An 8,779-nucleotide genomic window follows, 5' to 3' on the forward strand; every position below is an offset into this window, starting at 1 on the left:
CCCAGTATTGATATCACGTGCTTAAAATCAAATTAATAGCACAACGTGAATAACACTCCGAAACCTGAGTTGGTTATTTGATGTGATAAAATAAATCGTCATTCATTTTGCTGTGAGCCATAATTTTTTAGTTGTCGGCTCATATAGCAGTGCTTCATTTCTATCACCTATGCCAACTAGCCTCAGCTAAAAAGGCCTACAATACAGTCAGTCATACTTTGAATAATGCGATTAATAACAATACCAATAACGACGCCAAAGATAACACGCCAACAAACAATGTTATTGATGCGCTTAAAACCCAGCCACCATTCTATTCACCTTCATGGCTATTGAAGCTAACTATTGGTCTGATAGGTATGTTTGCATTTTTGCAGGTGTATTCTATTCAAGCAATTTTGCCGGTATTGATGACTGATTTTTCAGCCACTGAAGTGCAGGCAGGGATGATTGTTGGCGCAACGGTAATGGCGATTGCTATTATGTCACCGTTTTTAGGCATGTTGTCTGATGCGGTCGGGCGCAAATCTTTTATCGTTGGGGCGCTATTATTTATGGCGATACCTACAGCTTTAATTGCCCAAAGTCCGAGTATTGGCTGGTTGGGTATGTGGCGCTTCATGCAAGGATTGTCTGTCCCAGGCATTACCGTAGTGACCATTGCTTATATCGGTGAGGAGTTTGAGGGGCGTGCTGTCACAGAGCTAATGTCCTTCTATGTTTCAGGCTCGGTACTCGGTGGCTTTATGGGGCGGTTTTTGCTGGGACATTTACATGAGTTTATAGGCTGGCGTGCTGGCTATTATGTAATGGCAGTGATGACGCTTATCGGTGCAGTTTGGGTCGGAAAAATGTTGCCATCATCGCGGCATTTTATAGCCAATCCAAACTTTCGCTCAGCGATGCAAACGCTTGGTGAGCATTTGACCAACCGTTATGTCGTAACCGCATGTTTACTAGGCGCTTGCGTATTATTTTCTCTCGTTGGCTGCTTTACATTTATTAATCTGCATCTTGCTGGCACGCCTTATGAATTAGGTACGGGGGCGCTTGCCAATATTTTTGCGGTCTATTTAATCGGTGTGATCATCACGCCATTATCGACCACACTATTACGTCGATTTGGAGCCGCGCGCACCGTCCGAGTGGCAGTGGTCTTTTCGATGTTTGGGGCGCTATTGACGCTAGTTACGCCGTTATGGGGCATTATCGTTGGGCTTGCTATTCTATCGTCAGGCGTTTTTATTACCCAAGCGGCGACCATCAGCTATATTGCAGTCAATGTTACAAAAGGTCGCTCATTAGCCTCAGGTTTATACTATATGGCTTATTATGCCGGCGGCACGATGGGTGCGTGGCTGTGCGGCATCGTCTATGCGCGCGGGCAATGGTCACTGACGGTTTGGCTATTATTATTTGTACAGGTATTGGCGCTGTTAGTAGCAAGTTTTGGCATGATTAAAACAAAACCGCGTACATCTTTACCTAAAACAAGCTAGCACAAGCTGAGGGATTATCAAATGAGTATTATCGAACACTGAGTGCTGCGCCACTTACGTGCCGTGCCTTTACATAGGGAGGGTTTTTTCTTACTATCAATGAGTTGCTAATAAAAAGATAAGCATGCCGAGCAAAGCATTAATCGATGTTGTTTTTAGTCATTCAAAAGCACCATTATACAAAGATACCGTTATTCAAAATACCATTAACAAGGATGTTAAACCTATGTCAAATATCTATCACAGTGCGCCATCTGCCTATGATTTCCCTCTGCTAATTAAACAGCTATTAAACCGTGCCAAAACCGTATCACTCGATCAAGAAATTGTTTATGCGGATAAAAAGCGTTTCACCTATAAAGACTTGTTCAACCGTATCAATCGTTTGGCAAATGTTTTAGACGGCTTGAACCTCGATGCTGGTGATGTGGTAGCTGTCATGGACTGGGACAGCAATCGCTATCTTGAATCCTACTTTGCCGTGCCGATGTCAGAGTATATTTTGCAGACGGTCAATATTCGTCTGTCACCGGATAAAATACTCTATACCATCAATCATGCGAAACCAAAAGTACTGCTCCTTAACTCTGAATTTGCGCCGCTGGTTAAAGACTATCAGTTTGAGAACTCTAGCATTGAGCATATTATTTGGCTTGATGATAATGGCGTGACCTCTGAGGGCGTATTTGGTGGCAATCAGAACCGCGTTAAAGGTGAGTATGAAGCGCTACTTGCTGCTGCTGATGATAGCTTTAATTTTCCAGATTTTGATGAGAATACCATTGCCACGACCTTTTATACTTCAGGTACAACAGGTGATCCGAAAGGCGTGTTCTTTAGCCATCGTCAATTGGTACTGCATACCCTGACTGAAGCGGCATCGATTGGTATGTTACCAAACAAGCAAGGCGTTAGCTATGGCGATGTCTATATGCCAATGACGCCGATGTTCCACGTTCATGCGTGGGGTTTTCCGTTTACGGCTACCATGACAGGTCTAAAACAAGTCTATCCTGGCCGTTATGCACCCGATTTGTTGATGGATTTGATTATCAATGAAAAGGTCAGTATCACCCATTGTGTACCGACTATTTTGCAAATGGTACTTAAAGAAGCGCAAGATCGCGGTGCTAGCTTTAATGGTCTAAAAATGATTATCGGTGGCTCACGATTGACAGAAGGTTTGGCAAAAGCGGCGATGGCGCAAGGTATCGAAGTCTATACCGGTTACGGTATGTCGGAGACAGCACCTTTGATTAGCTTGACGGATTTCAGTCTTAATGAGCCGCAGCTAAGTGAAGAAGAGGATATAGCTCGCCGCTGTATGACTGGTAAGCCCGTACTGATGGTCGATGCTCAAGTATGGAACACCAGTAATCAGCCGGTGGGTAAAGGTAAAGATAACACCGGCGAGCTGGTATTACGAGCACCTTGGTTGACCCAAAGTTATCTTAAAAATGATGACGCTGGCAAAGAGCTGTGGGAAAACGGCTATATGCACACCCAAGATATCGCTTATATACGCCCTGATGGCTATATTAAAATCACTGATCGCCTAAAAGATGTGATTAAATCAGGTGGTGAATGGATATCGTCGTTAGAGATTGAGACGATTTTATCGCTACATCCTGCGGTGGCAGATGTATCCGTGATTGGGGTGCCTGATAAACAATGGGGTGAGCGTCCACTTGCCTTGGTGGTACTCAAACCAAATTGCCAAGATACCAAAGCCGAGGATATCAAAGCGCTAGCAGAGCAGGCAGTGGCACGTGGTATGATTCCAAAATATGGTGTACCTAGTCAGTTTAAATTTGTCGATGAGCTACCAAAAACCTCCGTTGGTAAACATGATAAAAAAGTAATGCGTGAGATGTATGCCAATCAAACCGAGGTATAGATTTTTAAAGTGGTTTACCTATTGAGCAGATATTTTGCTTAATAGTTGACCTTTATGATTGGCTCTGCTACATTTTAAACCGATACCTACTAAATCGATACGTAGTGTATCGGTTTTTAATCTAGTAAGGATAGCTGGCAGGGATAGCCAGTTTTACATTACGATATTATCAGACAATATCATATCGCATTACCCATCATTTATGCTAAGGACAGCTATTATGAGCGAGCACACCGCCACTGCAGTGACCAATCAAACATCATTTAATACTACTCAAGCCTTTGCTGAGATTTATCGTAGCTCTATTGAAAATAAAGAACAGTTTTGGGCAGAGCAAGCAAAACGTATCTACTGGCATAAAGAGCCTGAACAAATCCTTGATGATAGCAATCTGCCTTTCGCTCAGTGGTTTGTCAGCGGTGAGACCAACCTTTGTTACAACTGTGTTGATCGTCACCTTGCAGAACGCGCAGAGCAGGATGCCTTTATTTGGCTGTCATCAGAGATTAATCAAGAACTCATAGAAACCTATCCTGCTATTGTCGATGCCTTTAAAGAATTGGGTAATAACGTTGAGTTTTATACTGACTATACCAAGCGCCGTCTGACGTACAACGATTTATATAAAGAAGTCAATTATTTTGCTGATGTATTAAAGCGCCACGGTATTGAGAAAGGCGATCGTGTCATCATTTATATGCCAATGATTTTGGAGGCAGCTTATGCAATGCTCGCCTGTGCGCGTATCGGTGCGGTGCATTCGGTAGTATTTGGTGGTTTTGCGGCGCATAACTTAGCCATTCGTATGGATGATGCCGAAGCAAAAATGGTTATCACGGTAGATGCAGGTTTGCGCGGTGGTAAGGTTGTCAATTATAAGAGCCTTGTCAATCAAGGTATCGAGCAGGCAACCATCAAACCTGAGCATGTGCTGGTAGTCAACCGCGGTATCTTGCCGTTTGGAGTAAAAGAGTTAGATGTCGATTATGCTACTGAACGTCGAATCAGCTATGAGGCTAATGCTATCGTAGAGCCAGTCTGGCTTGAATCGAATGAGCCATCCTACTTACTTTATACATCGGGTACAACAGGTACACCAAAAGGCGTGCAGCGTGATACTGGTGGGCATGCAGTGGCGTTGACCACATCAATGGATTATATCTATGATGGTAAAGCAGGCGAGACATTTTGGGCGATATCTGATATTGGCTGGGCAGTCGGACACTCTTACACCATCTACGCGCCGTTGCTAGCTGGCATGACCAGTGTCATGTATGAAGGCTTACCGCATCGACCAAACCCTGGTATCTGGTGGCGAATTGTCGAAGCAAATAAGGTTAATATTTTGTTTACCGCGCCGACTGGTGTGCGTATGCTCAAAAAGCAAGATGAAACATGGATGACACGCTACGATGTCTCAAGCGTCAAATCGTTCTTTTTAGCAGGCGAACCACTAGATGAGTCGACTGCCAGTTGGCTGACCAAGCATTTAGGTGTACCGATTTTAGACCATTATTGGCAGACAGAATCGGGTTGGCCTATCTTGAGCAATACGCCTAGATTTAATCATAAACCGCATAAACAAGGCTCGCCCGGTTATCCTATGTATGGCTACGATGCACAGGTTATCAACGAAGAAACGGGTGAGCCATGTAAGGCTGGCGAAAAAGGGTTGCTTGCGATTCGTGCGCCTTTACCACCGGGCTGCTTAACCACCGTTTGGCGTAATGATAAGCGCTTTATTGACAGCTACTTTAGCTTAGCGGACAGCAATCAATATTCAACATCAGACTATGCTGTCGTTGACGAAGACGGCTACTTTCATATCCTTGGTCGTACCGATGACGTCATCAACGTCGCCGGTCATAGATTAGGTACTCAAGAGATTGAAGAGGCGATTAGCACCCATCCAGAGGTTGCAGAGTGTGCGGTGGTGGGTATCCAGGATGAGCTAAAAGGCGAGCTACCGATTGCTTTTTGCGTACTCAAAGACCATGAACTGGTGGCAACGACTGAAAACCGCTTCCGTCTTGAGCAGCAAGTAATTGGCGCTGTCGTAAAATCATTGGGCGGTATTGCAAGACCTGCCGCGATTTATTTCCCGCAAGCATTACCAAAGACACGCTCTGGTAAAATCCTGCGCCGTGCTATTCGAGCGTTAGCAGAGGATAAACCAACCGGCGATATGTCTACTCTTGATAATCCAACGGCTATTGATGCGGTCAAGCAATCTATGAAAGATTATTAAGTACATTTTAAAACCTCCTTTCTCTAAAAAAGCTCATAAATATTCATGGGCTTTTTTTGGATTTTAAACTTCTAATGAAATCAGTAAATAAATCACACAATCACATTAACTTTGTTAAAAGAATCATAAAGGGCTTGACCATAAATTTGTTTTATTGTTATAGTCAATAATGATACGAAATAAATCATTTTAAAATTATATGAAATAATGATAAAGCTATAAATTCAAAGCCTTTAATATACTAAGACGTCAGTTAAGGACAGTCTTGCAAACAAGATAAGGACATCTTATGCACCACATAAAACAGCTCATCAATGGTCAATTTATTGATTCTAATACTAGCGAATGGATTGATATCACCGATCCAGCCACTCAAGAAGTCATCGCCAAAGTACCGCAAACGACTGATGATGAAATAAACCAAGCAGTTGCAGCCGCAAAGACCGCTTTTCAGACATGGCGCAAAACGCCAATTACCACACGTGCCCGTATCTTTTTGAAGTATCAGGCACTGATTCGTGAGCATATGGACGAGCTGGCAGAAATCTTGACCGCAGAGCAGGGCAAAACCATTGCTGATGCGCGCGGTGATGTATTCCGTGGCTTAGAAGTCGTCGAGCATGCTGCTGGAATTGCCAATTTGCAAATTGGTGATTTTGTTGAAAACGTCGCTTCAGGCGTTGATACTTATAGTATTTGGCAGCCATTAGGTGTTTGTGCTGGTATCACGCCATTTAACTTCCCAGCGATGATTCCACTTTGGATGTTCCCAATGGCGATTGCCACGGGTAATACTTTTATCCTAAAACCTTCTGAGCAAGATCCAATGGTCACCATGCGTCTGGTAGAGCTTGCCATTGAAGCAGGCGTACCTGAAGGGGTCCTAAACGTGGTGCATGGCGGCAAAGCAACCGTCGATGCGATTTGTGACCACCCAGATATTAAAGCAGTTTCTTTTGTGGGTTCGACCAACGTCGGCAAACACGTTTATGAGCGTGCTAGTCAATCAGGTAAACGCGCACAGTGTATGATGGGCGCAAAAAATCATGGCGTTATTTTGCCAGATGCTAATAAAGAGCAGACGCTTAATCAGCTAGCAGGAGCTGCATTTGGCGCTGCTGGTCAGCGCTGTATGGCGCTTTCGGTCGTAGTATTAGTCGGTGCCGCTGGTGAGTGGATTGATGACATCAAAGCTAAAGCAGAAGGTTTAATCGTTTCAGCTGGTAAACATGATAAAGATTTGGGTCCACTGATTTCTCCTACGGCAAAAGCGCGTGTTGAGCATTTGATTGGTACAGGGGTAGAGGAAGGGGCGAGCTTACTGCTGGACGGTCGCGGTATTACGGTCGAGGGTTATGAGAAGGGTAACTTCGTTGGTCCAACTATTTTTGATAATGTCACCGCAGAGATGCAAATTTATAAAGAAGAAATCTTTGGTCCAGTATTATGTATCATGCGTGCCAATAGCTTGGATGAAGCGATTGAGCTGCTTAATGCCAATCCACATGGCAATGGCACGGCAATATTTACCCAGTCAGGCGCTGCTGCCCATAAATTCCAACAAGACATTCAAGTCGGTCAAATTGGTATTAACTTACCGATACCTGTGCCTCTACCGATGTTTTCATTCTCAGGCTCACGTGCTAGTAAGCTTGGTGATTTGGGTCCTTATGGTAAGCAAGCAGTGCAATTTTATACCCAAACTAAGACCGTTACTGCACGTTGGTTTGATGATGAAGCAAGTCGCGGCGTCAATACAACTATTTCAATTTAAGGTTAATCACTTATACTTGCGGTATAGCATTCATATTGCTTAATGTGTTTATAGTTTTATTAAAACGCAGTCTTATGATCGCTACACCGCTAGATTATTTGAAACAATGATTGTAATAACGGTATTAAGCTAACTGCTTATCAATTTTAATCCACCATATTTGTTATGCAAGCACAAGGATGCCTCTATGGATTTTTCATTGACTGATGACCAAATCGCTTTTCGCCAAACTGCTAGGCAGTTTGCACAAAAAGAGCTAAAGCCCAATGCTGCTGAATGGGATCGCACCTCGCACTTCCCAATAGATGTGATTAAGAAATCAGGCGAACTTGGATTTTTAGGCCTATATACCAATCCTGAGTATGATGGCCTAGGTCTGCCGCGCTTAGATTCTGCCATGGTATTTGAAGAGTTGGCATGGGGCGATACCGCTGTTGCTGCCTATATGAGTATTCATAATATGGCAGGCTGGATGATTGGCGAATTTGGTAATGATGCGCTGTGCAAAAAATACTTGCCAAATATGGTCAGCGGTGAATGGCTTGGCAGCTATTGCTTGACCGAACCCAATGCTGGCTCTGATGCAGCGTCACTGCGCACTAAAGCAGATAAGCAAGGCGAGTACTATGTGCTCAACGGTGAAAAAACCTTTATTTCAGGTGCAGGCTCGACTGATGTATTGGTAGTGATGGCACGGACGGGTGGTGCAGGGCCAAAAGGCATTTCAGCATTCGTTGTTGATGCTGATAGCGCTGGTATCGAATATGGCAAAAACGAGCATAAAATGGGCTGGAAAGCGCAGCCAACACGGACAATCAGTTTTAAAGACGTCAAAGTACCAGCAGAGAATCTCATTGGCGAGGAAGGTCAAGGCTTTCGTATTGCGATGAAAGGTCTAGATGGTGGTCGTATTAATATTGGTATCTGTGCGGTCGGTACTGCGCAAGCGGCGCTTGAGACAGCGACCAATTACGTCCAAGAGCGCAGTCAGTTTGGTAGCACGATTGCTAGCTTACAGTCGGTACAGTTCAAGCTTGCTGATATGCTGACCCAAACTATTACCGCACGGCAAATGCTGTATCTAGCAGCAAGCAAAGTTGACAATAAAGATGCGCAAGCGTCAACTTATTGTGCGATGGCAAAGCGTTTATCTACTGATCTTTGTTTTGATGTCGCTAACGAAGCCCTGCAACTACATGGTGGTTACGGCTATCTTAATGAGTATCCACTTGAACGTCATGTTCGTGATTTGCGCGTGCATCAGATTTTAGAGGGCACCAATGAAATCATGCGGGTAATTGTCTCACGCCAGCTGCTGCAAGACGATGCGCTAAGTCAGTTACGCTAATCAGTTTATATGA

The 8,779-nt window shown here is 44.0% G+C and carries 5 protein-coding genes; all 5 read left to right on the forward strand.

Annotated elements, in window-relative coordinates:
* Positions 1–332 precede the first annotated feature (332 nt).
* The 5 genes from ACMHKH_RS09955 to ACMHKH_RS09975 all read left to right on the forward strand — a co-directional run bounded on the left by ACMHKH_RS09955 (position 333) and on the right by ACMHKH_RS09975 (position 8,766).
* Positions 333–1,499: an MFS transporter gene (locus ACMHKH_RS09955; protein ID WP_413520489.1), complete on the forward strand. Its 1,167-nt coding sequence runs from the start codon at positions 333–335 to the stop codon at positions 1,497–1,499.
* A 226-nt stretch (positions 1,500–1,725) separates the two neighbouring features.
* Positions 1,726–3,396, forward strand: coding sequence for a fatty acid--CoA ligase (locus tag ACMHKH_RS09960; RefSeq protein ID WP_413520484.1), 1,671 nt, complete (start codon positions 1,726–1,728; stop codon positions 3,394–3,396).
* Between the two features lie 220 nt (positions 3,397–3,616).
* Positions 3,617–5,644: a propionate--CoA ligase gene (locus ACMHKH_RS09965; protein ID WP_413520485.1), complete on the forward strand. Its 2,028-nt coding sequence runs from the start codon at positions 3,617–3,619 to the stop codon at positions 5,642–5,644.
* Positions 5,645–5,933: 289 nt separating this feature from the next.
* The gene (locus ACMHKH_RS09970) at positions 5,934–7,418 is read left to right on the forward strand and encodes a CoA-acylating methylmalonate-semialdehyde dehydrogenase (RefSeq protein ID WP_413520486.1); all 1,485 of its coding nucleotides are present in this window, start codon (positions 5,934–5,936) and stop codon (positions 7,416–7,418) included.
* A 187-nt stretch (positions 7,419–7,605) separates the two neighbouring features.
* Positions 7,606–8,766, forward strand: a complete 1,161-nt coding sequence (locus ACMHKH_RS09975; RefSeq protein WP_413520487.1) for an acyl-CoA dehydrogenase family protein — start codon at positions 7,606–7,608, stop codon at positions 8,764–8,766.
* Positions 8,767–8,779 lie beyond the last annotated feature (13 nt).

Origin of the sequence: Psychrobacter glacincola (assembly GCF_965118485.1) — a bacterium.
In the GTDB taxonomy this organism is placed as follows: domain Bacteria; phylum Pseudomonadota; class Gammaproteobacteria; order Pseudomonadales; family Moraxellaceae; genus Psychrobacter; species Psychrobacter glacincola_D.

What these genes read in the sequence shown, in the direction of transcription:
- ACMHKH_RS09960 (WP_413520484.1), top strand. Translation starts at nt 1,726, where the DNA reads ATGTCAAATATCTATCACAGTGCGCCATCTGCCTATGATTTCCCTCTG.
- ACMHKH_RS09965 (WP_413520485.1), top strand. Translation starts at nt 3,617, where the DNA reads ATGAGCGAGCACACCGCCACTGCAGTGACCAATCAAACATCATTTAAT.
- ACMHKH_RS09970 (WP_413520486.1), top strand. Translation starts at nt 5,934, where the DNA reads ATGCACCACATAAAACAGCTCATCAATGGTCAATTTATTGATTCTAAT.
- ACMHKH_RS09975 (WP_413520487.1), top strand. Translation starts at nt 7,606, where the DNA reads ATGGATTTTTCATTGACTGATGACCAAATCGCTTTTCGCCAAACTGCT.